General features: G+C 42.6%; 22 protein-coding genes. 15 read left to right on the forward strand and 7 right to left on the reverse strand.

Features of this window, described 5'->3' with window-relative positions; translation table 11 throughout:
- Positions 1-158: 158 nt before the first annotated feature.
- Complete coding sequence (locus JEQ21_RS02965; protein ID WP_199363897.1) at positions 159-671, forward strand: hypothetical protein; 513 nt, start codon at positions 159-161, stop codon at positions 669-671.
- 103 nt (positions 672-774) lie between these two features.
- Here JEQ21_RS02965 and yghU read toward each other — a convergent pair whose 3' ends face one another.
- The gene (yghU, locus tag JEQ21_RS02970) at positions 775-1,563 is read right to left on the reverse strand and encodes a glutathione-dependent disulfide-bond oxidoreductase (RefSeq protein ID WP_199363898.1); all 789 of its coding nucleotides are present in this window, start codon (positions 1,561-1,563) and stop codon (positions 775-777) included.
- Positions 1,564-1,814: 251 nt separating this feature from the next.
- Positions 1,815-4,169 (reverse strand): HAD-IC family P-type ATPase, encoded by a 2,355-nt coding sequence (locus JEQ21_RS02975; RefSeq protein ID WP_199363899.1) that lies wholly within the window; start codon positions 4,167-4,169, stop codon positions 1,815-1,817.
- 84 nt (positions 4,170-4,253) lie between these two features.
- Here JEQ21_RS02975 and JEQ21_RS02980 point away from each other — a divergent pair, with 84 nt between their 5' ends.
- From JEQ21_RS02980 to JEQ21_RS03020, 9 genes are all read left to right on the forward strand, one after another.
- Entirely contained in the window at positions 4,254-4,991 is a 738-nt protein-coding gene (locus tag JEQ21_RS02980) for a lysophospholipid acyltransferase family protein (RefSeq protein WP_199363900.1), read from the forward strand.
- A 43-nt stretch (positions 4,992-5,034) separates the two neighbouring features.
- On the forward strand, positions 5,035-5,664 hold the full coding sequence (locus JEQ21_RS02985) for a helix-hairpin-helix domain-containing protein (protein WP_199363901.1): 630 nt from the start codon (positions 5,035-5,037) through the stop codon (positions 5,662-5,664).
- Positions 5,665-5,679: 15 nt separating this feature from the next.
- Complete coding sequence (locus JEQ21_RS02990; protein WP_199363902.1) at positions 5,680-7,926, forward strand: DNA internalization-related competence protein ComEC/Rec2; 2,247 nt, start codon at positions 5,680-5,682, stop codon at positions 7,924-7,926.
- A gap of 144 nt (positions 7,927-8,070) precedes the next feature.
- The gene (locus JEQ21_RS02995) at positions 8,071-8,364 is read left to right on the forward strand and encodes an antitoxin (protein ID WP_199363903.1); all 294 of its coding nucleotides are present in this window, start codon (positions 8,071-8,073) and stop codon (positions 8,362-8,364) included.
- A complete protein-coding gene (locus tag JEQ21_RS03000; RefSeq protein ID WP_199363904.1) occupies positions 8,357-8,695 on the forward strand; it encodes a type II toxin-antitoxin system RelE/ParE family toxin in 339 nt (112 codons plus the stop codon). The genes JEQ21_RS02995 and JEQ21_RS03000 overlap by 8 nt, the downstream gene beginning before the upstream one ends.
- A 157-nt stretch (positions 8,696-8,852) precedes the next feature.
- Positions 8,853-9,728 (forward strand): ABC transporter ATP-binding protein, encoded by an 876-nt coding sequence (locus tag JEQ21_RS03005; protein WP_199363905.1) that lies wholly within the window; start codon positions 8,853-8,855, stop codon positions 9,726-9,728.
- Positions 9,725-10,456 carry an ABC transporter permease gene (locus tag JEQ21_RS03010; protein WP_199363906.1) on the forward strand — a complete coding sequence of 244 codons (732 nt, stop codon included), beginning with the start codon at positions 9,725-9,727 and terminating at the stop codon, positions 10,454-10,456. Before JEQ21_RS03005 ends, JEQ21_RS03010 begins: the two co-directional genes overlap by 4 nt.
- A 1-nt stretch (position 10,457) precedes the next feature.
- Positions 10,458-11,543 carry a sensor histidine kinase gene (locus JEQ21_RS03015; protein WP_199363907.1) on the forward strand — a complete coding sequence of 362 codons (1,086 nt, stop codon included), beginning with the start codon at positions 10,458-10,460 and terminating at the stop codon, positions 11,541-11,543.
- A 2-nt stretch (positions 11,544-11,545) separates the two neighbouring features.
- Positions 11,546-12,142, forward strand: coding sequence for a response regulator transcription factor (locus JEQ21_RS03020; protein WP_199363908.1), 597 nt, complete (start codon positions 11,546-11,548; stop codon positions 12,140-12,142).
- 348 nt (positions 12,143-12,490) lie between these two features.
- Here JEQ21_RS03020 and adhE read toward each other — a convergent pair whose 3' ends face one another.
- Complete coding sequence (gene adhE, locus JEQ21_RS03025) at positions 12,491-15,139, reverse strand: bifunctional acetaldehyde-CoA/alcohol dehydrogenase (protein ID WP_196090926.1); 2,649 nt, start codon at positions 15,137-15,139, stop codon at positions 12,491-12,493.
- Positions 15,140-15,287: 148 nt separating this feature from the next.
- Between adhE and holA the strand changes: the two genes are divergently transcribed.
- The 3 genes from holA to JEQ21_RS03040 all read left to right on the forward strand — a co-directional run bounded on the left by holA (position 15,288) and on the right by JEQ21_RS03040 (position 17,484).
- Positions 15,288-16,328 (forward strand): DNA polymerase III subunit delta, encoded by a 1,041-nt coding sequence (gene holA, locus JEQ21_RS03030; protein ID WP_199363909.1) that lies wholly within the window; start codon positions 15,288-15,290, stop codon positions 16,326-16,328.
- 60 nt (positions 16,329-16,388) lie between these two features.
- Complete coding sequence (locus JEQ21_RS03035) at positions 16,389-16,994, forward strand: superoxide dismutase (protein WP_199363910.1); 606 nt, start codon at positions 16,389-16,391, stop codon at positions 16,992-16,994.
- Positions 16,995-17,091: 97 nt separating this feature from the next.
- The gene (locus tag JEQ21_RS03040) at positions 17,092-17,484 is read left to right on the forward strand and encodes an HIT family protein (RefSeq protein WP_199363911.1); all 393 of its coding nucleotides are present in this window, start codon (positions 17,092-17,094) and stop codon (positions 17,482-17,484) included.
- A 327-nt stretch (positions 17,485-17,811) separates the two neighbouring features.
- On the opposite strand, the gene JEQ21_RS03045 is transcribed toward JEQ21_RS03040, so the two are convergent.
- Both JEQ21_RS03045 and JEQ21_RS03050 read right to left on the reverse strand, forming a co-directional pair.
- On the reverse strand, positions 17,812-20,598 hold the full coding sequence (locus JEQ21_RS03045) for an ABC transporter permease (protein WP_199363912.1): 2,787 nt from the start codon (positions 20,596-20,598) through the stop codon (positions 17,812-17,814).
- Positions 20,599-20,610: 12 nt separating this feature from the next.
- Positions 20,611-21,312: an ABC transporter ATP-binding protein gene (locus JEQ21_RS03050; protein WP_196967593.1), complete on the reverse strand. Its 702-nt coding sequence runs from the start codon at positions 21,310-21,312 to the stop codon at positions 20,611-20,613.
- A 120-nt stretch (positions 21,313-21,432) separates the two neighbouring features.
- On the opposite strand from JEQ21_RS03050, the gene JEQ21_RS03055 reads away from it, so the two are divergent.
- Entirely contained in the window at positions 21,433-21,978 is a 546-nt protein-coding gene (locus JEQ21_RS03055) for a TetR/AcrR family transcriptional regulator (protein ID WP_196967592.1), read from the forward strand.
- Positions 21,979-22,048: 70 nt separating this feature from the next.
- Here JEQ21_RS03055 and queA read toward each other — a convergent pair whose 3' ends face one another.
- The gene (gene queA, locus JEQ21_RS03060; RefSeq protein WP_199363913.1) at positions 22,049-23,077 is read right to left on the reverse strand and encodes a tRNA preQ1(34) S-adenosylmethionine ribosyltransferase-isomerase QueA; all 1,029 of its coding nucleotides are present in this window, start codon (positions 23,075-23,077) and stop codon (positions 22,049-22,051) included.
- A gap of 9 nt (positions 23,078-23,086) precedes the next feature.
- Positions 23,087-23,266 carry a hypothetical protein gene (locus tag JEQ21_RS03065; protein WP_199363914.1) on the reverse strand — a complete coding sequence of 60 codons (180 nt, stop codon included), beginning with the start codon at positions 23,264-23,266 and terminating at the stop codon, positions 23,087-23,089.
- Between the two features lie 133 nt (positions 23,267-23,399).
- On the opposite strand from JEQ21_RS03065, the gene JEQ21_RS03070 reads away from it, so the two are divergent.
- Positions 23,400-24,107, forward strand: a complete 708-nt coding sequence (locus JEQ21_RS03070) for a glucosamine-6-phosphate deaminase (RefSeq protein ID WP_199363925.1) — start codon at positions 23,400-23,402, stop codon at positions 24,105-24,107.
- The last annotated feature ends 25 nt before the right edge of the window (positions 24,108-24,132 follow it).

Below are 24,132 nucleotides of genomic sequence, written 5' to 3' on the forward strand. Positions count from 1 at the left end.
GAAAATTTCTGACAATAGGTGTAGAATAATCTTGGAAGTAAAGTAGAGGTTCTATTCATTCATATCGGCAATGATTTCTTGAACACTCTGAATTTTTATAGCGTTTAAGAACGCTCTCTGGTCTATCTGAAGTCTGGAGATCGAAAAAGGAGGTCAAGATGACAAATGCTGAAAAAATCCCTGACGTCAATACAGATAATTTTCAAGAAATTGAAAACGACGTTCATCCAAATAAGAAAAGAAGATTGTGGAGTATGACCCTACAAGATGGCTATTCAAAATCTGAAGTCGATTTAAAGCTGGATAAAATCGAATCGGATATGCACCATGGATTTGAAAGTGTAAATATACGTTTCCAACATTTGGGGACAGAAATTGATAGGCGCTTTGAACAGGTGGATAGACGATTTGAACAGGTGGATAGACGATTTGAACAAATTGATGAGCGGTTTAACAAAATGGAACAGCGTTTTGATCAATTCCAAAACCAAATAGTAACCATGATCGAACAGTTGGATCAGAGATGGGAAGTCAAGTTGGAGAATTATTTTTACAAGCAAGATGCAGAAAGAAGAAAGGAACAGCGTATCTTTTTTAGATGGTTGATTGGATTTGGCTTCATGTTGATGGTTACGGTCCTCGCCAATTTCATCTCGCTTCTTTTTAAGTGAGTTTGATTTCCTAAAAGAATAGTGTTCGAACAAAGAAAAGTGAACCCCAGTTGGTCACTCCTAGTTAGGAGTCTCGGGTTCACTTTTTTATAGTTCAGTCAGTCTAAATTTCCTGATACTCAACTTCCAAGGCTCGTTGAACGGCTGGACGCTGGGCGATTTTGTCAGTCCAAGCTTGGAGATTTTTGTACTCTTTGACATTAAGGAAGAGGCCGGCTTTATCCCAAATCTTGTCTTGGGCGAGACGACCGTACCAGGACCAGATGGCCATATCCGCAATGGTGTAAGTATCGCCGGCAATATAGGGTTTCGTTGCGAGCTCCTTGTCTAGAAGGTCTAGCTGGCGTTTCGCTTCCATGGCAAAACGATTAATGGCGTATTCAATCTTTTCAGGAGCGTAGTGGAAGAAATGACCAAATCCTCCTCCCAGGAAGGGAGCAGCCCCTGTTTGCCAGAAGAGCCAGTTGAGAACTTCATTGCGTTCTGCAGTGTCACTTGGAAGGAAGTGATTGAATTTTTCTGCGAGGTAAAGGAGAATGTTTGCGGACTCGAAAATCCGAACTGGCTTGTCACCAGAGAGATCCAGAAGTGCTGGAATTTTAGAGTTAGGGTTAATGGCTACAAAGTCGGAACCGAATTGATTCCCGTCTCCAATTTTAATACGAAAAGCATCATAATCTGCTGCAGAGACTCCAAGTTCTCGTAACTCTTCAAACATAATAAGTGGTTTAATTCCGTTTGGAGTTGAAAGGGAGTAGAGTTGGAAAGGTTTGTCGCCTCGTGGCAATGTTTGTTCAAAACGACTTCCAGCTGTTGGCTGATTAAGGCCACCCCAGGCTCCTCCCATTGCGGAAGGGTTTTCCCAGATTTCTGGTAATTTGTATTCTGACATAATGGACTCCTTGTTTCATTTGCTACCGTTATCCTAGCAAATTCAACCAAGCTTTTCAAGTTTTTGCTAAAGTTAATTCTAACTTAACTTCAAAATCAGAATACTCGAATAATTTCAAAAAAATGACGAGGAAAAGTGACGATGGTAGAACTAATGGTTCACCGAGGAGCTTTGACAATGTCAGATTTTGAAATTAAAAGAGTATAAAAAAGCTGAGACGAAGGTCTCAGCTTCAAGTTTAGGCTCTTCATCTAGGCTGTTGCCATCATCTCTTTGGGATAATAGCGCTTGGAGAAGAGAATGAAGATTAGGGTAAAGATTGTTGCAAGCACTAGGTAGACTGGCCACGTATTGGCTGTGAGAGTGCTGATATGCAAGAGTCCTTTGAGGAAATAGGCGGAGAGGAAGAATCCTCCTACTGACCAGAGTATCAAGCCCACGCGCCATAGGTTGAGTGGGAGGCAGGCCCGGATAACGGCTAGGAATGAAATGGTTCCGAGTAAGTAGTAGGAGAGAGTGCCGATTTCCATACTTGACCAACCGGCAATACTTCCATAAATTTGACTAAAGAGCACAGATACAATAATCATCAAGGCGTTTGGAAGAGCTAGGAACATGGACTTCTTGAGGAAGTGAGGCTCTACTGGTTTGATGTTGCGTTCGAAAGTCAAAACAAATGGTGGGAATCCTTCGACGAATTGATCGACCAAGGTAATTTGGATTGGGATAAACGGGAAAATCATGATCCAATCTGCCCGGAAGAAGAGGACAGTGGCCATACAGATGATACTTAAAATGAAGGAGTAGATTGTTTTAATAAAGAAGATTGGCGCAATCTTACCGATATTATTCACAACGCGCCGACCTTCAAAGAGAATCTCAGGTACATCGTTAAAGTCAGAGTTCAAAAGTACTAAATTGGCAATTTGTCGAGTTGCCGGATCCCCTTCTGCCATCACAATGGACACGTCAGCTTCGCGAAGGGAAAGAATATCATTGACGCCATCTCCAGTCATGGCAGTGGTGTGTCCTGCTGTCTTAAGGGTTTGGATAATCAAGCGTTTTTGGTGAGGGGAAACTCGTCCAAAGATTGCTGTAGTAGGAACTGCCGCTTCTAATTCTTCATCTGTGACTTTAGAGCAGTCTAAGAATTGATCGTAGTTGTGGAAACCAGCCTTAGCAGCAACATTCGAAACAGTGACAGGGTTGTCCCCAGAAATGATTTTGAGGTCAACGTTTTGAGAGCGAAGGTATTCCAGCGTTTCTGCAGCACCTTCACGAACCGGATCGGAGATTTCTAAAATTGTCAAAGTCTCGAGGTTATCTGGCAGAGAAGGGTGTTCCAAGTTGATAGGGTCTGGGCTCCATGCGAAGGCTAGGACACGAGAACCACGTTCTTGAGCAGCTTGAATAAAGTCAGTTGTTCCTTTTACTAAGAAGTCTGTTGCTCCGAGGTAGAAACTGCCTTTCTGTTCAAATTGGATGGCTCCCCATTTTCGATCGCTGGAGAAAGGGATAACAGCTGCCAAGACTGCTTCCGTCTCTGGTTGTGAAACAAAGTTGCGGATGGCACGCGCTGTTGGATTTTTATCCTCGGAATGGCTCATGTAGTGCGCCAAGTTTTCCAAGATGGTTTCCTTGGATAAATCTGTGGAAAGGACTTCTAAATCTTCAACGGTCATTTTCCCTTCCGTAATGGTTCCTGTTTTGTCTAAACACAGGGTGTCCACTCGGGCTAGGGTTTCCACAGAGTACATTTCCTGAACCAAAACCTTACGCATTCCCAGTTTGATAACAGCTGTTAGCAGGGAGGTGATGGTCAAGAGGGCAATCCCTTTTGGCAGCATACCCAAGAGAGCTGTGGAGGTATTTACCACTGAATCTTTTAACGGAAGCATTTTCATGACAAAGGCTTCAAAGAAGAGAATCAAACCGAAGGGGATAATGATTTTTCCGGTAAAATTGGCGATTTTGTTCAATTCGGAGAGTATCTTAGAGTTGATGGGTTTAACTACTTTGGCTTCGGTCATCAACTTGGCAGCATAGTTGTCGGCACCGACCCGAACAATCTGTGCTTGAACCTGACCGGATGCAAGGAAGGAGCCGGAAAGCAACTCGTCTTCGATATTCTTAGGAACAAGATCACTTTCACCCGTCAGCATGGCTTCATTGGCTTCAGCCATTCCCGAGATCACCTGAGCGTCACTAGGAACTTGCTCACCAGCGGCAAGTAGAATCACGTCGTCTAGCACGAGTTCTTCAGAATCTACTGCGATTAATTGGCCGTCACGGTAAACCTGCACCTGCTCTTTATTGAGCAGATTGAGTTTATCGATCATGTGCTTGGCCCGAAGTTCGGTCACAATTCCGGAAAAGGCGTTAAAGCAGATAACCGCGAAAAAGACTAGGTTGGACCAGGCCTGAACCAACATCAGGGCGACCGCAATCGCAAAGTTGAGGGCATTAAACAGGGTGAAGACATTTCGCTTCACAATGTCCCAGGTGCTGGTCGAAGCATCGGCGTTAAATTGGTTGACCTTATTGCGTGCAAGGCGCTCGTCAACCTGGGCTTGTGTTAGCCCAATCAATTGTTCTTTCTTATCCATATCTCTTATCTTATCAGATTTGTTTTAAAAATACTATTTGCGTGCTGAAAAAGCTTGGGGTATAATGTCAAAAAAGGAGAGAATATGTTTTATACTTATCTGAGAAGTCTGGTCGCCCTTTTGTTATGGGCTGTAAATGGCCCCGCTCGTTATGAAAATCTTGATAAATTACCAGACCTTGAGACCAATTATGTGTTAGCAGCGCCCCATAAGACGCTCTGGGATCCTGTTTACCTAGCTTTTGCGGCTCGGCCTAAGCGCTTTATTATTATGGCCAAGCAAGAACTCTTTAAAAACCGTATTCTTGGTTGGTGGATTCGGATGTGTGGGGCCTTTCCGGTGGATCGGGAAAATCCAGGTCAAGAAGTTTTGAAGTACCCTGTGCGGATGTTGCGAAAAAGTAATTTTTCGCTGATGCTGTTCCCATCTGGAACCCGTCACTCTTCTGAACTCAAGGGAGGAGTAGCTGTTATTGCTAAGACTGCTAAAGTTCCTATTGTACCAGCCTTTTACCAAGGTCCAACAACCATTGGCGGGCTTTTGAAGGGCCAACCAGTTACCATTCGAATTGGAGATAGTCTCGATATGAGCGACATCAAGCGCCTCAATAGTGAGGGACTAGCAGAAGTTTCCACGCGTCTCCAGGCTTCCTTCGATCAACTGGAAGCGGAAATCCAGCCGCAGGGGCGCAGCCTCTTGACTTGGTTGATTCTGCCTATCCGTCTTGTGGTTTTACTCTTTGTGTTGGTCTTGATTCTTTTGACCGTCCTCTTTAGCTGGATTGCCTCTTTTGTCTATCAACCAACTATTGATGTGAAATAGTTTTTTCTTTTTTTCTCCGAATAAAAAAGTAGGAGGAACGCCTATGCACAATTGGAAAGAACTGATTCGCCAAAACGCTTTGCCACTGCTCCTGGTCCTAGGAGTAGTGGCTTTTTTCATCTATAAACAAGTGACATCCCAGCCTCAGGTGCAAGCACCTGTCGTGGCGGTGTCCAAAACAAGTCAGACGCTTCAAAATACGGAGGAGCAGCCAGTAAAATCTGAGACTGGAAAAATCACGGTGGATGTTAAGGGGGCGGTACACAATCCTGGTGTCTATGAACTGTCCAGCCCAGCCAGAGCCCAAACAGCTATTCAAAAAGCAGGCGGCCTAACTTCAGAGGCCGATCCGAATGGACTCAACCTGGCTCAATTACTCAAGGATGAAGCGGTCGTCTATGTCCCTCGAGAAGGTGAGGTTCCTACCATCGCGTCGGCAGCATCGGTAGGGGGGAAAGCAGTTGGTTCGTCTGACTCTGGAAAAATAGCTCTCAATCAGGCTAGTGCAGAAGACCTGCAAAAAATCCCTGGAATTGGCAAGAAACGCGCAGAAGATATCTTAGCTTTTCGGGACCAAAACGGAGGTTTTCAATCCATTGACGACTTGAAAAAAGTATCAGGAATTGGGGAGAAAACCTTGGAAAAAATCAAGGATCATGTTCAAGTGGATTAGAGGAGGGGGACTGTGATGAAACAGTTCGTTCAAAGTGTTTCCCAGAAACTGTCACTTCCTCATGTCGCTTTTCTGGCAGGTTTATCCTATTTTACTTGGGCCACTCTCCATCCTTTGCTGATTATTTTCTGGCTACTGTCAATGTGCTTCCTTTACTGGAATCAAGGGAGGGAGGTCTTTTTGATGCTGACTCTGATGTTACTGATCTTAGGCGTTACTTGGCAGTTGCGCCAGAAGCTCAGTCAGGACAAAGCGGCAATGGAGCTGGAGGCTCCTCGTCAGGTTTTTCTTAAACCAGATAGTTTGATTTACGAGGAGGAGAGTCTCAAGGGGGTCGCACAATGGGAGGGGCATTCTTATCGCTTTACCTACCGATTAAAGGAAGGAGAAGATCTTCGTTTTTTGCAAAAGGGCACTAGTTTGCCATCACTTGTGATTGAAGGAGAACTGGGGGAAGCGCGTGAGCAGGAGAATTTCGGAGGTTTTGATTATCGGGCTTATTTAGCAAAACAAGGGATTTACCACACCTTGAAGATTACCAAAATCGAACAAGTGACCTGGCAGGAGACATGGAATCCTATCGACAAGCTATCCATTTGGAGGGCCGCTTGTATCGGCTGGATTCAATCCACCTATCCAGAAGAATTGGCCTCTTACATGACGGGCTTATTACTGGGCTATCTGCCAGCGAGTTTTGAAGACCGTGGACAAGTTTATCGCCAGTTGGGAATTTTTCACCTTTTTGCTCTTTCAGGCATGCAGGTTGATTTCTTCACCAAACTTTATAGACGAGTGTTTGCTCGCTTGGGGCTGACCAAGGAAAGTCTCAATCAACTTCAATGGGGCTTTTCCTTCATGTATGCTGGTCTGACAGGTTGGAGTCCGTCCGTTTTGCGAGCCTTGGTTCAACAACAATTAGCTCTTTTGGGTCTGAGAGGAATGCAGCAGTTCTGGGTACTGATCTTACTGCTGGCCGGACTAGCCCCCCACTATTTTCGAGATATGGGAGCCATCTTGTCCTTGAGCTTTGCCTTTGTTTTGCAAGTTCTGGCTCAAGATAGATGCCTAGCGACTGGTCGGAAGCAGGCTCCCATTCTCGCCCTTGCAAGTTTGCCCGTTCTTTGTCTCTTTTTTAGTGAATACCAGCCCTTTGGGATTCTTTTGACCTTTTTATTGTCTCTTCTTTTTGACCGGGTTCTTCTTCCCCTTTTCTTGATTTTACTCTTCTTCGTTCCTTTGACAAAAGGGGAAGAGATCAACAGTCTTTTACAAGGTTTGGACTGGTGCTTGCAAATGGCCCAATCCTATTTACCTGGCCCCATCATATTCGGTCAACCGTCATTGCCAGTCTTTCTTGGCTTATGTCTCTGTCTGGCCTTTATGTGGGATTTTCGTTCCCATAAAAGACGATTCCGCCTTTGTTTTTCCCTCTTTCTAACAGGGTTACTCCTGACTAAATTTCCCTTGGTTAACGAAATAACCCTGGTCAATATTGGACAAGGTGACAGTATTTTTCTCAGAGATTGGCAAGGACGACATGCCCTCATTGATGTCGGAGGCAAGGTGAGCTTTGGTTCTAAGCTCAAACAGGCCATTAAAGCTAATGCTGAGTATAGTTTGATTCCCTATCTAAAATCCAGAGGTATCGACCATTTAGAACAGGTTTTCCTCACCCATCCAGACGCCGACCATGTCGGTGACCTCTTGGCAGTGGACCAGGCTATTCCCATTTCTCATATCTATGTTAGTCCTGGCAGTCTTCACAAGGCAGGTTTTTTAGACAAGTTAGAGGCCACCCAAGCTCAGATCCATCTAGTCGAACCCGGTCAGACTTGGCCTATTTTTGATAGTCAGCTTCAAGCCCTCTATCCTTTGGAGGAAGGGCAAGGGGATAACAACGATTCCCTTGTTCTATATGGTCAGTTTTACCAAACTCGTTTCCTTTTTACCGGAGATTTGGAAAAAGAAGGAGAGGACGTTCTCATGAACCACTATCCAGACTTAACGATAGACGTTCTGAAATTGGGCCATCACGGTAGTAAAGGCTCCTCAACACCCGCTTTCTTGGATTACCTCCATCCTAGCCTAGCCCTGATTTCAGCCGGTAAAGACAATCGCTACCACCACCCTCATGAAGAAACCCTGGAGCGACTAAGAGAACGCGGCATCCCTTGGCATCGAACTGACCAAGAAGGTGCTATCCGGCTTTATGGCTGGTGGAATTGGAAACTAGAAACCGTCCGCATGCTTGAGGAAGAGTGAAGATTGGTGGAGGTAGGTTGACTTTCATTGCTAGAGCAAATCTAGTGGTCAATCTAAAAATGTTTGAAATGAGAAATGATTGATAAAGCGGGAACATTTTGTTAGTATGTATTTACAAATTGTATTTATAAGATGGAGGGAAATATGGCAAACACTCAACCCGTTAATTTTAGAGCTGATACAGCTTATTACCAACAAACAAAAGATACCTTAAAGAAGGAAGGACTTACAGTATCGGATATTCTAAACGCAACACTAAGGAAAGTTGCTACTGGCGCTGTAGATCCCAAAGTGTTTGTAACTAGTGATCTCGAAGATTCAACCTTTGATGTTGCTTTTCAAGACTTAAAAAGAGAAGTGTTACATGGTCACCGAGAAATCATGGAAGGTAAGGTGACTTCTTTAGCGGAAGTAAGAAAGGAATTTGGACTTGAGTAACCAAAATGTCTATGATGTTTTTCTTTCAGATCAGGCTAAGTCTGATCTGCGTGAAATACGAGACTACATCCTTAATAACTTTTATAGTCAACAAGCAGCAGATAGTAAGACTGCTTTGATTTTGAGAGCACTGGAAACACTAGAAACCTTTCCTGAGGTCTGTCCTCTTGTCTCTAGTCGAGGTTATGGGGAATTGACGGACGATGGCAAACGTTATCGATATATGCCTATCGAAAATTACTTGGCCTTTTATTATATTGAAGGATACAGAGTCTATGTGGCTCGAATTCTAAGCTCAAGGCAGAATTGGGCAGCCCTATTTTTGAAATAAATCAAATGACATCTCTTATATAGAGGTGTTTTTTTAGTTTGGTGTTTTACCTATGGAAATGGTTTTACCTGACAAATGTCATAAGAAGTCATGACATTCAGTGCTAGTTCTGATAGTCAGTAAGGAGTAGACTAGAGTTAGATAAGGAGGGAATAATATGATTCATGTTGAAAAGTTAGTCAAGGAAATAAAGGGAAAGCGAATAGTCGACACCATGTCTTTTGATATTGCTGCTGGAGAAAGTGTAGCTGTCATCGGTCCTAATGGTGCTGGTAAAACAAGTTTGATGAATTGTCTGACTGGAAAGTGGAAGCCAAGTGCCGGATTAGTGAGGGTCAATGAAAAAGCTCCCTGGGCTAAAGAGAATAAGGGGAACTTGACTGTTTTAGGACAAGAGAATGTTATTCCAGTAGATTTGAAGGTTAAAGAGTTATTGGCTTTCTTTCAAGACATTTTTCCAGATTCTCTCAATGATGAGGAGCTGGATAGACTTTTACAGTTTTCCCAAGAGCAAAAAAATTTATTAACTCAAAAATTATCGGGTGGACAACGTCGACTTCTGGCTTTTGTGCTCTGTTTGGTTGGAAAACCCAAGGTCTTGTTCTTGGATGAGCCGACTGCGGGTATGGATACCAGTACTCGGAAGCGTTTCTGGGAAATTGTGGAGGAGCTAAAGGCTCAGGGGCTGACCATTTTTTATTCGAGTCATTATATTGAAGAGGTGGAGCATACTGCGGATCGGATTCTTTTAATTCATCAGGGGAAACTGTTGCGGGACACAAGACCAGAATTGATGAGAAGTGAAGAGCAGGTTAAGGTTGTAACCTTAGCAAGAAAATGGATGGGGACACTATCCCCGCATCTCTACTATGAAGTGGAGGATAAGGGAGAGAATGTGAACTTTAAGACACAAAATATTGAGGAAGTCTGGGAGGAGCTATCAGCCCAAGGTTGTAGCATTTCAGATGTTCAAATTCAGAATAAGAGTTTGTTAGATATTTTATTTGAGCAAACCAAGGAGGAGAAGCGATGAAAGCCTTATTAAAAATTGAAAGCTTGAAACAGGTGCGTAGTATGTGGATTTTTGCACTAGGTGTTGGTATGCCACTCATTTTCTTTCTAATTTTCTCCTCAACTATTGATTTCGGAGATCCCAAGGTCCAAGCAGTTTTCGTTCGAAACTACATGTTGACAATGACCTCGTTTTCCATGTCTAGTTTTGCCTTGTTTACTTTTCCTTTGATGCTACATGAGGATCGAAAAAATCACTGGACAGATTTTCTTCGCTACTCACCGATTTCAAGCTCTCGTTATTACCTGTCTAAAATCTATCGGGTATTTCTAACCTACTTGGTGTCCATACTATTGGTGTTCTCAGTGGGAGCATTGGTGCGGGGTGTTTCGATGTCGCCTTGGGAATGGGGAGGTGCGGCATTCTTGTTAATACTAACGTCAATTGTTTATTTAGCTATTGGACTTTTAATAGGTTTGTTACCATCGGAACAATCCATGTCCGTGGTGGCCAATATATGCTTTTTCATCCTAGCTATTTTGGGAGGATCTTGGATGCCAATTTCAGTGTTTCCAGAATGGGTTCAGAGAATTTGCAAATTTACCCCAGGTTATCATGTCAATCAAGCTGTTCTTAGTTTCGTAGAAAATTCCCGTTTGAACTGGAAATCTTTAGCATTTGTTGCGATCTATACCTTTATCTTCCTAGCTATAGTACAATATAGTAAACAGAAGAAAGAGGGGAATTAGGATGTTTGAAAAGCGAAAAGTCAATCCGATGTATTTCATTGGGCTTATTTTTCTCATCTTTCCCATTGCATATGCATGGGGCGATGTAGATTTTCCTGTTATAGTTGGATCGTCTTTTTTGTTTGGTGCCTTCTATATTTCCTTGCTTTATACTCGAAATCCCTTGTATGAAAAAGTCGCTTGGTTTTATATGCTGGTCTATATTTTGTATATGTCCTTAGAAAGAAACTTACAGTTTTCTTTGTTTCTCTTTAATCTCTCAAATCTATTATCCTGGCATTATACGGAAGATCGCTGGACTTTTCGAACGGTTTCCTATATCTTGGCTCTAGCTATTTGTTTAGGGTGGGCTATTCTAGGGCCTTTTACTTGGGAGACTGTAGTCTTTATGTTTGTTCTTCATTCTTTTGCTTTGTTTATGTTTTATGGTGGTCGTCAGGAAATGGCAAAAGAAAAAATGGAGAAGCAGTTGCAGGAACAGAATGCCTCCATTAACCTTCTTATTGCGGAAAACGAACGAAATCGTATTGGGCAAGATCTTCATGATAGTTTGGGGCATGTTTTTGTGACTATGGCCATAAAAGCAGAGTTGGGGTTAAAGCAATTGGAAAAAGGGAATTTGTTGGCAGTCCAACAAGAATTAGAGGATTTGCAGGCTACTAGTCGAAAGAGTATGATGGACGTCAGGAACATTGTCAATCAATTGAAGTATCGGAGTTTGGAAGAAGAACTACTGCAATTGCAAGAAGTGTTTGAAATGGCAGGGATCGATTTACAAGTCCAAAAAGAATTGGAGGTGTCGAATTTATCACCAGTTCTCCAATCCAATCTCACCATGATGGTAAGGGAGTTAGCCAATAATGTCATTAAACATGCGGAGGCTGACCATGCTTGTTTACGATTTAAAAACTTAGGAGATCAGATGTTAGTCGAAATGGAAGATGATGGCAAGGGCTTTTTGAATCAGACGACTACGGAACTTGTCTCTTTGCGCAATCGCTTGTCATTGATTCATGGCCAAGTGACCATCGAATCACCCAGTCGTCCAACCCTAGTCCGTCTGAGTCTACCTTTTAGAAAGGAGTAACCATGAAATTATTAGTAGCAGAAGACCAATCCATGTTGCGGGATGCCTTGTGTCAGTTGTTGCTTTTAGAAGATGAAGTTGAACAGGTATATGCTGCCAAGGATGGTCGGGAAGCCATTGATTTACTCCTGCAAAAAGAAGTAGATGTTGCTATTTTAGATATTGAAATGCCTTATGTAACGGGATTGGAAGTTTTAGAATGGATTCGTGAACATCAAGAGGTGCGCGTGATTATTGTAACGACTTTTCGGAGAACTGGTTATTTCAAAAGGGCTTTGACAGCAGAGGTGGATGCCTATGTGCTAAAAGAACGTTCGATTTCAGACCTAATGGTGACGATCTGCAAGGTTTTACAAGGGCAAAAGGAGTATTCTCCAGAGTTGATGGAAGAAATGACGCATTCGACCAATCCTCTCAGTCCTCGTGAAATTCAAGTTTTAAAAGGGATAGCTCGTGGCTTGTCCAATCAAGAGATAGCTCAGGAACTCTATCTCTCTAATGGTACCGTTCGAAACTATGTGACGAGTTTGATGACAAAACTTGGAGCTAACAACCGAACGGATGCTCTGATTATAGCTCAGAAAGAGAATTGGATTTAGTGATACATTTAAAATCTAATCATGTCAGGGCTTTCTGATGAATGGCATTAACAATCTAGACTAAATATGGATAATCCTCCAAATTAAAGGTTTTGGAGGATATTTTTGTATATATAAGAAGATGAAAACAGACCGGCTGATGCCGGTCTGTTTATCAGTTTTATATTAGACTATTATACGAAATCAGCATACTCGAGAAATTTCAAAGAGATGACTAGGAAAGCCGATGAAGGTTGTTCAACAGGTCTCCCAGACCTGTTGAATATTATCGATAAGGCGTGCAAAACACGCAATCAATAAGTTCACCGAAGAGGCTTGACAACGTCAGAATTTGAAATTTAATGAGTATTATTTGATGCGTCCTGGGCGTTCTTTATAGCCGTAGTATGCGTCTTCGATAATTTCTTGCATATGCTCTACAAGAGCCAGGCGTGGGTTGGCTGGAGTACATTGGTCTTCATAGGCTAGCAGGGCAAGTTCACGAGAGTGTTTTTTGAGTTCTTGCTCGTCGACTCCCTGTGCTTTGAGGTTCATCTCAATACCAACGCGTTCACCGAGGTCATAAACAGCCTGTGCATAAGCAGCGACAGCTTCTTCTGGAGTAGAACATGGTAGACCAAGCATGCGGGCGATGTCTTGGTATTTTTCATCAGCCTTGTAGTAGTTGTATTTTGGCCAGGTTGCTGTTTTGGCGGGACGTGTACCGTTGTAGCGAATCACGTATGGCAAGAGGATCGCGTTGGTTCGTCCGTGAACAGTGTGGAACTGAGCTCCCAATTTATGAGCGATGGAGTGAGAGATACCGAGGAATGCGTTGGCAAAAGCCATTCCCGCCATGGTTGAAGCATTATGCATTTTTTCGCGAGAAACAAAGTCGGCATTCTTCACAGAATTTTCCAAGTTTTCAAAGACCAATCGAATGGCTTGAAGGGCTAATCCATCTGTATAGTCATTGGCAACAGTTGAAACATAGGCTTCGGTTGCATGGGTTAGAACATCCATACCGGTGTCGGCAGTGACGTGAGCTGGAACAGTCATAACCAAGGCTGGGTCAACGATTGCGACAGTTGGTGTGAGTGAGTAGTCTGCAATTGGGTATTTACGGTTATTGGCTTTGTCTGAGATAACAGCAAATGGAGTAACCTCAGAACCGGTACCAGAAGTAGTTGGGATAGCAATGAATTTTGTTTTCTTGCCAAGCTCAGGAAACTTGAAGGCCCGTTTGCGGATGTCCATAAATTTTTGAATCAAGTCATGAAAATCAACTTCTGGTTGCTCATAAAAGAGCCACATGACCTTGGCAGCATCCATTGCGGATCCACCCCCGAGTGCAATGATGGTATCAGGGTTGAAAGTCCGCATCATCTCGGTTCCCTTGTAGACGGTTGTGATGTCTGGATCTGGTTCAATATCGGCAAAAATTTGGTAAACAATTTTGTTCCGACGGAGATGGAGTTGTTCAAGTATACGATCGAGGAATCCTAATTCTACCATTGAAGGATCTGTTACAATCATAACGCGTTCTACATCACGGCATTTTTGGAGATATTGGATGGAGTCGCGTTCAAAGTATGTTTTGGAGGGAACTTTAAACCATTGCATATTATTTCTACGTCTTCCTACTTTTTTGATGTTTAAGAGATTGATAGCACTTACGTTGTCACCAATTGAGTTACGTCCATAAGAACCGCATCCAAGAGTGAGAGATGGTAGGAAGGAATTGTATACATCTCCAATACCGCCGAAGGTTGATGGTGAGTTCCAGATAACCCGAATAGCTTTAACCAAGTTACCAAAGTCCTTGGCAAGTTCAGCATCTTCGGTATGGATGGCAGCGGAGTGTCCAAGTCCATCGAATTCCACCATTTGACGAGCTTTGTCTAGGCCATCTTCACGAGAATCTGCTTTTAAAACAGCAATAACTGGAGAAAGTTTTTCGCGAGTCAAGGGTTCTTTTGGACCGACTTGTGAGACCTCAGCAGCTAAGATATTGGTGCCTTCTGGAACGGAGAAGCCAGCTTGTTCAGCAATCCAAGCCGCTGGTTTCCCAACGATATTCGGATTCAATTTGGCAAGGGCACAGTTCTTCCCATTTGCTTTAGCTCCGAAGCAGAATTCTTCGAGAAGAGCTTTTTCTTTTTTGTTTACAAAATAGGTGTGGTAGGATTTGAATTCATCAATAAACTCTTCATAAATTTCTTTGTCAATGATCACTGCTTGTTCGGATGCACAGACCATTCCATTATCGAAAGATTTAGACATAACGATGTCGTGTGCGGCTTGGCGAATATTTGCAGTTTTTTCAACGTAGGCTGGCACATTTCCAGCACCAACTCCTAAGGCTGGTTTTCCACAAGAGTAGGCAGCACGTACCATGGCATTTCCACCAGTAGCCAGAATGGTTGCAATTCCGGCATGGTTCATAAGGGCTGCAGTTGCTTCCATGGATGGTTGTTCAATCCATTGAATACAGTTTTCAGGAGCACCCGCTGCGATAGCAGCATCTCGAACGATACGAGCTGCATGTGCAGATGATTCTTGTGCGGAAGGGTGGAAGGCAAAGATGATTGGATTCCGAGTCTTCAAAGAAATCAATGATTTGAAAATTGCTGTTGAAGTTGGGTTCGTGGTCGGTGTAATTCCGCAGATAACCCCAACTGGTTCAGCAATTAAGGTAAGACCAGTAACGTCGTCTTCTTCGATAACTCCGACGGTTTTAGTATGGCGCATGTTGTTAACCACGTGCTCGCAAGCAAAAAGATTTTTAGTTGCCTTGTCTTCAAAAACACCGCGACCTGTTTCTTCGTAGGCATGCATGGCCAAAGTTCCATGTGCGTCTAAAGCTGCAACAGAGGCTTTAGCCACAATATAATCAACCTCTTCTTGATTGAGCTTACGCATTTCCTCAAGGGCAATCAATCCCTTGGAAACCAAGTCATCGACATGAGTTTGAGCTAGTTGTTCTTTTTCTTCTTTTGTGATAGTTTTTTCAGTCATACTACTCTCCTAATCTTTGTTAAGTATTTCACATTTATTATTATAGCGCATCCGAGATTGTTTGTAAAGTTTTTCACAAGGTTTTTTAAAAAAATTTCAAATAGGCTGAAACAGGAATTTTTGCTAGAATAGAAGAAAAGGGGGAAGCATGACAGCAATTCGACAAGTAGAAAAAATGACAGCAGGGGATTTTCCAGCTTTAACCGTTGTTGCTGGAGAAGATGTGGGGCAGTTTTCTTTCCTAAAGGAAGAAGTACTCCGTAAAATTGGCTTTGATCCAGCTGATTTAAGTATGAGCCGCTTGGATATGCGGGAAACTCCTTATGCACAGGTTCAGGAAGAGTTGGAAAGTCTGCCTTTTTTTGCAGAAAATAAGTGGGTAGTCTTGGATTCTTTTCTGGATTTGACGACGGGGCGGAAGCGTTTTTTGTCAGATGAGGATCTCAAGCGTTTTGAAGATTATGTACAGAATCCAAGTGCTGATACCAAGGTTCTTATTTTTGCGGAAGGTAAGCTGGATGGAAAACGTCGTTTGGTCAAGTTGCTTAAACGTCAAGCTTTATTATTAGAAACCAAGCAGTTCAAAGAGAAGGAATTTCGTTCCTTTTTACAGGAAGAGTTAAGAAATCGAGGCTGGAAGCTTGGGGCAGATTTACAGGATGTCTTGCTGGAGAAATCTATGCTGAATGTGAGCCTGCTTCGTCAAAACTTAGCCTTTCTGGAAGACTACAGCAATCTAGCTACTTTGACGGTTGAAGAACTGCGACAGCTACTCCCCAAAACCTTACAGGACAATCTTTTTGATCTCTCTAGTCTTCTCTTACAGGGGAAGTTGGAGGCAGCCAGGTCTTTAATGGCGGATTTACGGCTCCAGGGCAAAGATGATATCCAAATCCTTGCGCTATTACTCAGCCATTTTCGCCTCTTTCTCTATGTGCGGTTCCTCAATCCCTCTACTGAAGCCAACCTGGTGGCTGAATTGAAAAAATTGACGGGGATTAGTTACAATCCTTACCGAGTTCGATTTGCCCAAAGAGATAGCCAAGCACTCCCAACCAGCTATCTACGCAAGATCTATGAAAAAATGATTCAAACGGATTATGATATGAAAACGGGATTGTATGACAAGGCCTATTTGATGGATCTGTTGATGATTGAGATGGTGCAAGGTCTCGAGCAGAAAAATTGAAATAACAGCGTTTTTGAAGTATGATGGAACTAAGGAAAAAAGAAAGAGGTAAAATTGAGTATGACCTATACAGTACCTGAATTACCATATGCATACGATGCTTTGGCACCACATATTGATGAAGAAACCATGCACTTGCACCATGATAAGCACCACCAAGCTTACGTTAACAATCTAAACGCTGCCTTGGAAAAACACCCTGAAGTGACAGCAGATATTCTAGATCTCTTGAAAGATGTTGAGTCTATCCCTGCTGATATTCGTCAGGCTGTCATCAATAACGGTGGTGGTCATGTCAATCACTCCCTTTTCTGGGAAATGATGACACCAGAAGCTACAGCTCCATCTGCGGATTTAGCAGCAGACATTGAAGCAACCTTTGGTTCCATGGATGCCTTCAAAGAAGCTTTCGCCGCTGCAGCAGCAACCCGCTTTGGTTCAGGCTGGGCTTGGTTGGTGCTCAACGCTGAAGGGAAATTGGAAGTTGTCTCTACACCTAACCAAGACAACCCAGTATCCAATGGTCAAGAACCACTTTTAGGCTTGGACGTATGGGAGCACGCTTATTATGTAAGCTATCGTAACCTTCGCCCAGACTACATCAAAGCCTTCTGGAATGTGGTTAACTGGAATAAAGTATCGGAGCTCTATGCAGCTGCAAAATAACAGACAAAAACTTGCTCCTTGTTTTGGGAGCAAGTTTTTGTGCTAGATAGGTAAAAAATGTAAAGAGCTTGAATGCAAGCTTAGAGAGGAGATGCCGATGACCTGTGTTTTTTGTAAGGGAATCAAAGAAGAGAACATCCTTTTCCAATCTAAATATTTCAAAATGGTTTGGGATATTAATCCTATTCAATCAGGACATTTACTTGTGATTTCTAAGGAGCATTATGAATCTTTAGAGCAACTGCCTGAAAGAATCCGCTATGAACTTGTGGATTTACAAGCTTATTTGACAAAGGTTTTTCGTGAAAAAACAGAAGTAGATGGTGTTTCTGTAGTCTATAATGATGGTGTGATGGATCCTGGGACACATTTCCATTTTCACTTCATTCCTCGCTATCGAGCAGATGGATTATGGGATCCGATTGATGTCGAAAGGGTGGAAATGGATGTCACAAATTTGTTAGAAGCGATGAAAAAATGGTCGGATTAATTCGACCTTTTTTGCCAATATTAATGAATAAACATGGCATCACCGAAGCAGAAAAACTATAGTTTTCTTTGATGGCGTGTGGGCTATTTTTCCATTTGTGGGAGTTGATATCTAATTCTAAAGTATAGGTTGTGATGTTTCAATGGTTCTGTATTGATACTCATTACATTTCAAAATCTGAATGTGTTAATCCTCTTCGCCGAACCCTAAGTTCTGTCTTCATCGGATTGCCTTTTCAGATTTCGAACTGTTTCGAGTATGACTTTTTTAATTATCAATAAAAATGGCAAAAACTTGCTCCCAAAATAAGGAGCAAGTTTTTTGTGTCTATTCAACTGATTTTAGTGCTTCTAGCATATCTACTTTTTTGAGCCATTGATTTACAATGAGACCTAGGAGAACGAGGATCGTAATGATGACGAAGGCAGGAATGATGTAAATGATAGCTCCTAAATGTGGGTTAAAGAGGATGAATTCAGGTGGAATCATCTGAATCATGTAAGCATGTAACCAGCTTCCCATTAGGAAACCTAAGAGAATTCCGAAAATAGAGAGATAGATAGATTCACGATAAATGTAGAGGGTAACTTCTTTGTCATAAAATCCGAGTACTTTAATAGTGGATAGTTCACGGATTCGTTCGGCGACATTGATATTGGTCAAGTTATATAGAATAACGATCGCAAGAAGTACGGACGTTGCAATTAAAACAATCATGACACGGTTGAGGGACTGAACGATGGTGGTGACTTGTTCTTTTAGACTTGTATTTTGCACGACACCTTGCACATTATCTAGTTTCATAAACTCATTTGCCATGCGATTCGTTTCTTCTATACTTGTGTTTTGAAGTCGAATGAAGCTAGCGTTTTCGAGTGCCGGTGTTTTAAAAGCCTGATCATAGGCGTTTGTATTCATGAAAATAAAGTGTCCCATGTACATCTCAATAATTCCGGAGACTTTGATTGTTATGGATTGTTGATCACCTGTTTCGACTGTAAAGGAATCACCAACTTGCAAATCAAGTATTTGAGCTAATTTTTCAGAAATGAGAGCACCTTCAGAAGGTAATTCTAAAGACTCTTGACTTTGACGATTCACAAGATGTATATAATTTTCGAATTCCTTCTTATTTTGATCGTCTGCAGCTAACAGGGTGATGGACTGTTGGTCTTGCTTTTTACCTGCCACCTTGGTAACTTTTTCATAATGAACCGGCATGGAGCTTTTTATGGCTTTGTCATTTAAGAGTTTATCAAAAGCACTCTCTTCTTGAGTTGAATTCGTTTCTTGAGTAGCGACAATCATGTCGTATTTAATCAAATCGGTAAACTGACGATTGTTTAGGTCAGCAATCGAAGAGCGAACTCCTAGTCCAGCAAATAGCAAGGCAATGGAGCCGCAAACTCCAAAAATAGTCATGAACATCCGTTGCTTATAACGGAAAATGTTTCGAGCAGTAACCTTTTGAGTAAAACTCAAACGAGTCCACAGTGGTTGGATTTTTTCCAAAAGGATCTTTTCTCCTGCAACAGGCGGTTTGGGTAAGAGAAGTTGAGCGGGTTGCTCAGTTAATGCTTTGCGTGCGACTAGATAGGCGGGAAGAACAGTACTTAAGAGCCCCAGTAATAGTGCTAAAAGAGTTTTTCCAGGGTAAAAGTGAAGTTCCATAGGTGCTAGGACAATCTTTTGACTGTAAGTAGAATAAATAATGGACGGAAGTAGGGTATGTCCCAAAATTGTTCCAATGACAGTTCCTAAAATCCCAGTGACAGCACCGTACATCACAAATTTGCGGATGATTTCTTTTTTATCATATCCAAGTGCTCGGAGGGTTCCCATTTTTAAGCGCTCTTCATCAACAAAGCGAGCCATCGTTGTAAAGGTTACCATGGCAGCAATGAAGTAGAGCACAAGTGGAAAAATATTCCCAACAGAATTGATAATGGAGGCATTGTTTTCATAGGATACATAGCCTTCAGAACCGGGAATTTCCCGTCGGGTGTAGACAGCATAGGTAGGGCTAGCCAAGTTATCGAGCTTGTCTTGAGCCTGAGCTAATTCTTCTTCCTTGGTTTTGATGTCTGACTCTGCTTTTGGTTTTTCTTTTTCAAAAGCAGTCTGTTTGCTGGCTAATTCTTTTTTAGCAGCATCTAATTCTTGGCTTTTTGCATCCAATGCCAAAAGTTGCTCAGGACTTAGAAGGTCTTGTTGACTCTGGGCAAGTGCCAATTCTTGTTCCTTCTGCCCAAGCTCAGTATCGGCATCTCGCAATTGCTTTTCAGTTGCCTTGAGTTGAGCTTTGGCCGCTTGAATTTGCGTTTGTCCCTGATCGACTTTTGCTTGACCTTCCTTTTTTAGTTCCGCAAGACGCTGATCTGGCTGATCGGCCACCAATTTTTGAATTTCGTCCTTATAATCATGAACTTGATCTAGATAGGTATCATCGTAAGGGCTTAAGGAGGATAAATCCGAATAGGCGATACGAGCTAGCATGTAGACATCTGAGTTAAAGGCTTGAGGAGGTATCACGGCATAGCCACGTAATTCTCCACTGCCTGCTGTGCTTTGACCCATGTTGACACGTGAGAGGAGTTCAGATGAATTGACAAAACCGCTGATGGTGAAGGTTTTGTGCTTCAAGCTATTTGAAGTTGAGTCCTCTTTTTCCTCGATTGTGATGGTGTCACCGATTTTATAGCGATTTTGTAGGGCTGCAGTTAGGGCAATCTGATTCGATTCACTGGGCAAAGCACCTTCAACCAAATCATAAGTGGATAACTGATCGGGCGTTGAGAAGATTCGAATTGCATCAGTGCTGTTCTTTAAGACTACATCTTTGAAATAGCCATATTCCACAACAGCTTGATCTTCAAGACTGTCTAATAATTCTTGATCCGTTTTATCTAAGCCATAATTACTGAACACATATAAATCAGCGACCTGGTGTTGTCTAAAAAAGTGTTCCCCTGTAGATTGCATGTTGGGAGGTGTCACCTTTAGACCAATCAGAGCAAAGGACCCTAGTGCCATGAGAGAGATAATGGATAGAACACGTCCTTTTGAGCTACTAAAGGACTGTCGGATATCTTTCCAATAAGTTTTTGAAGCCATGCTACGCTCCTTCTAGTATTCTAATTCAGAGATGGATTGCGGTTCAGGATTTAATTCAATCGACTGAACTTTGGCATCGTGCATGCGGATAACTCGATCTGCGATAGGAGCCAGAGCCCCATTATGGGTGACGATAATAACGGTCGAACCTTTCTTACGAGCCATGTCCTGTAAGATTTGCAAAACTTGCTTACCGGTTTTGTAGTCAAGGGCACCCGTTGGTTCATCACAGAGTAGGATTTTTGGGTTTTTGGCAACCGCACGTGCGATAGCCACCCGCTGTTGTTCACCACCTGATAGCTGTGCGGGAAAATTATGGATCCGATGCTCCAAGCCCACATCCTTGAGAGTCTGGACTGGATCCAAAGCGTCCTCCACGATTTCTGATGCAAGTTCCACATTCTCTTTGGCTGTCAGATTGGCAACTAAGTTATAGAATTGAAAGACGAAACCAACATCCTCTCGTCGGTATTTAGTGAGTTGATGGGCACTATGATTGGAAATATCTGTCCCGTCAATGATGACCTGGCCTTCATCATTTGTATCCATCCCACCAAGGATGTTAAGAACAGTCGATTTTCCAGCACCTGAGGATCCAAGAATGATGACTAACTCTCCTTTTTCAATTTCAAAGTTAATATCATTGTTGGCGACAATTTCGGATTCTCCAACCTGGTAACGTTTGAAACTATGTTTCATTTCAATATAAGACATCATGTTTCCTTTCTTAAATAAACACATTGTTGATTTAGTTACCACTTTAGTATATAGTTGAATGATGAGGAAAACAATCATCAATCTTGCCGAATTTGTTGATTTAAGAAAGGCGATAGAATGACTCAGAAAAGACAGACCTTAACCAAGAGCTATATTAAAGAAGCACTTACCCTTTTATTGAATGAGGAACGCTTTGAGGATATTTCCGTTAGCAAAATTTGCAAAAAATCAGGTATTAATCGTGGAACTTTTTACCTGCATTATCTGGATAAATTTGATTTGATGGATCAATTAAAGGAGGAGACAATAGGGGATTTAAAAGTCATCCTGACAGACGGAGACAAGAAGCCTCGGCAGATTATTCGAGAAGCTTTGGAATACATCCAAAGTGATTTTGCCTTTCTCTATGCTGTTTCCCAATCTAGCTATGCCAATTTTTCAGAAACAATGAAAGAATTTGTTTTGGTTTTAGTTGACTGGGCACCAAATGGTAAAAAGCGCGTGACACAGATGTACGACATCCCTCAAGATTATGCACTGGGGATTCTTGCTGCTAGTATTGAATCGATTATTAGTCGGTGGTTACAGGGCGGGGCTACTGAAGAGATAGAAGAAGTAACGAATATGATTCTCCGTGTTTCTAAATTTGATGAATGGATGTAATTCTTGGATTTTTTAGCATAAAAAGCCACAAATCAGCCTAAGCTTGATTTGTGGCTTTTGCATTTCTAACTTAATGAATAAACATGGCATCACCAAAGCTGAAGAAGCGGTAGCCTTCTTGGATGGCATGGTGGTAGGCTTCTAGGGTTTGTTCGCGACCAGCGAAGGCTGAGACCAGCATGACGAGGGTTGATTTTGGTAGGTGGAAGTTGGTTGAGAAGGCGTCTACAACTTGCCACTGGTAGCCAGGTTTGATGAAGATGTTGGTCCAGCCACTGGCTCCAACGAGTTTGCCTTGGTTGTCTCGGGCAACGGTTTCCAGGGTTCGGATGGTGGTGGTACCGACAGCGACGACTCGGTTTCCGGCTTCTTTCACCTGATTCAAGGCTTGAGCTGTTTGGTCTGAAATGGTGTAGTATTCCGAATGCATATCGTGAGCTTCCACATCATCCACGGATACGGGGCGGAAGGTTCCGAGTCCGACATGGAGGGTGAGGTAGTGGATTTGAACTCCTTTAGCTGCAATGGCTTCCAACAATTCTGGTGTAAAGTGAAGTCCCGCGGTTGGGGCGGCGGCAGAGCCATTTTCTTTGGCATAGACGGTCTGGTAGCGTTCACGGTCTTCTAATTTTTCATGAATATAAGGAGGAAGGGGCATCTCGCCGAGGCTCTCTAGAATTTCCAAGAAGATTCCCTCATATTGGAATTGAATGATGCGACCGCCGTGCTCCAATTCTTGGATTACTTCAGCTTGAAGGCGGCCGTCTCCAAATTCAATCTGAGCGCCAATTTTTAGCCGTTTAGCGGGTTTGGCAAGAACCTCCCATTGATCGCCTTCTGTATTTTGCAAAAGCAGGAGTTCCACATGACCACCGGTCTCTGTCTTTTGCCCATAGAGACGAGCGGGCAACACGCGTGTGTTGTTGAGGACGAGCGCATCGCCTGGATTCAGGTAGTCAATCAGATGGTCAAAATGGCTGTCCGTCATCTCCCCACTCTCCCGGTCCAAGACCAGTAAGCGGGAGGAGGATCGATCCTCAAGTGGAACCTGAGCAATCAGTTCTTCCGGTAATTCAAAATCAAAATCACTAGTTTTCATATAGAGTCCTTATAGTTGATAAAATAAAAAGAAATAGTAGAGCAGAAGCAGGAAAGGTGTGCTCACCAAAAGAAAGGCTAGGAAGCTCAAGAGAAAAACCAACCAAGCCTTCATTTTGTAGCCCCAAAAATAAAGGGCTAGTAAAAGCAGAATCCCTGCTAAAAAGAGATAAGCAACAAGTTCTAACATAGGAATCATTATAGCATGCTTTAGAACAGAAGTAACCTGAAAATTATTTTCAAAAAATCGGTCTATACCAGTTGACAAAAATTGGTCTATACCATACAATAAGATTAGGAAAACACAAGGAGGAAGACTCATGATTAAAGTTGTTCGTGTCGCAAGTCAAGAAGAAGGTGGGCAAGAGGCCCTTGCTATTTTGAAGGAGAAACTTACTGCAGGTGCTCAAACACTAGGATTGGCAACAGGCAGCAGCCCTCTCGGTTTTTATGAGGCAGTCCGGGCTAGTGATCTTGATTTTTCTCACTTAACCAGTGTGAATTTGGATGAGTATGTTGGTCTAGCGGCAGATAATCCTCAATCCTATCGTTATTTTATGGAAGAAAATCTTTTCCAAGTAAAACCATTTAAGGCGAATTACTTACCAAATGGGGAAGCTGCTGACTTAGATGTGGAATTAGCCCGTTACCAAGAAATCTTGGAAGAACATCCAGTTGATTTACAAATCCTTGGGATTGGCCGAAATGGTCACATCGGGTTTAACGAGCCAGGCACTTCCTTTGATCAAAAAACACAGGTGGTGGACTTACAAGAATCTACAATTGAAGCCAATGCCCGTTTCTTTGATAAGATTGAAGATGTTCCAACCAAGGCTATTTCGATGGGAATCAGCGATATTATGAGAGCTAAAACCATTGTTCTCTTTGCCTACGGTGCTGATAAGGCAGATGCGATTGCAGGTGCCGTGAATGGTCCTGTGACAGAAGAATTACCAGCCAGCATTTTACAAAACCACCCAGAAGTTTATATCTTTGCAGATGACGCAGCCCTTTCCAAATTGGAAGCTTAATCGTTTGCCCTCCTGATGCTACAAT

Source organism: Streptococcus sp. 121 (assembly GCF_016458205.1).
In the GTDB taxonomy this organism is placed as follows: domain Bacteria; phylum Bacillota; class Bacilli; order Lactobacillales; family Streptococcaceae; genus Streptococcus.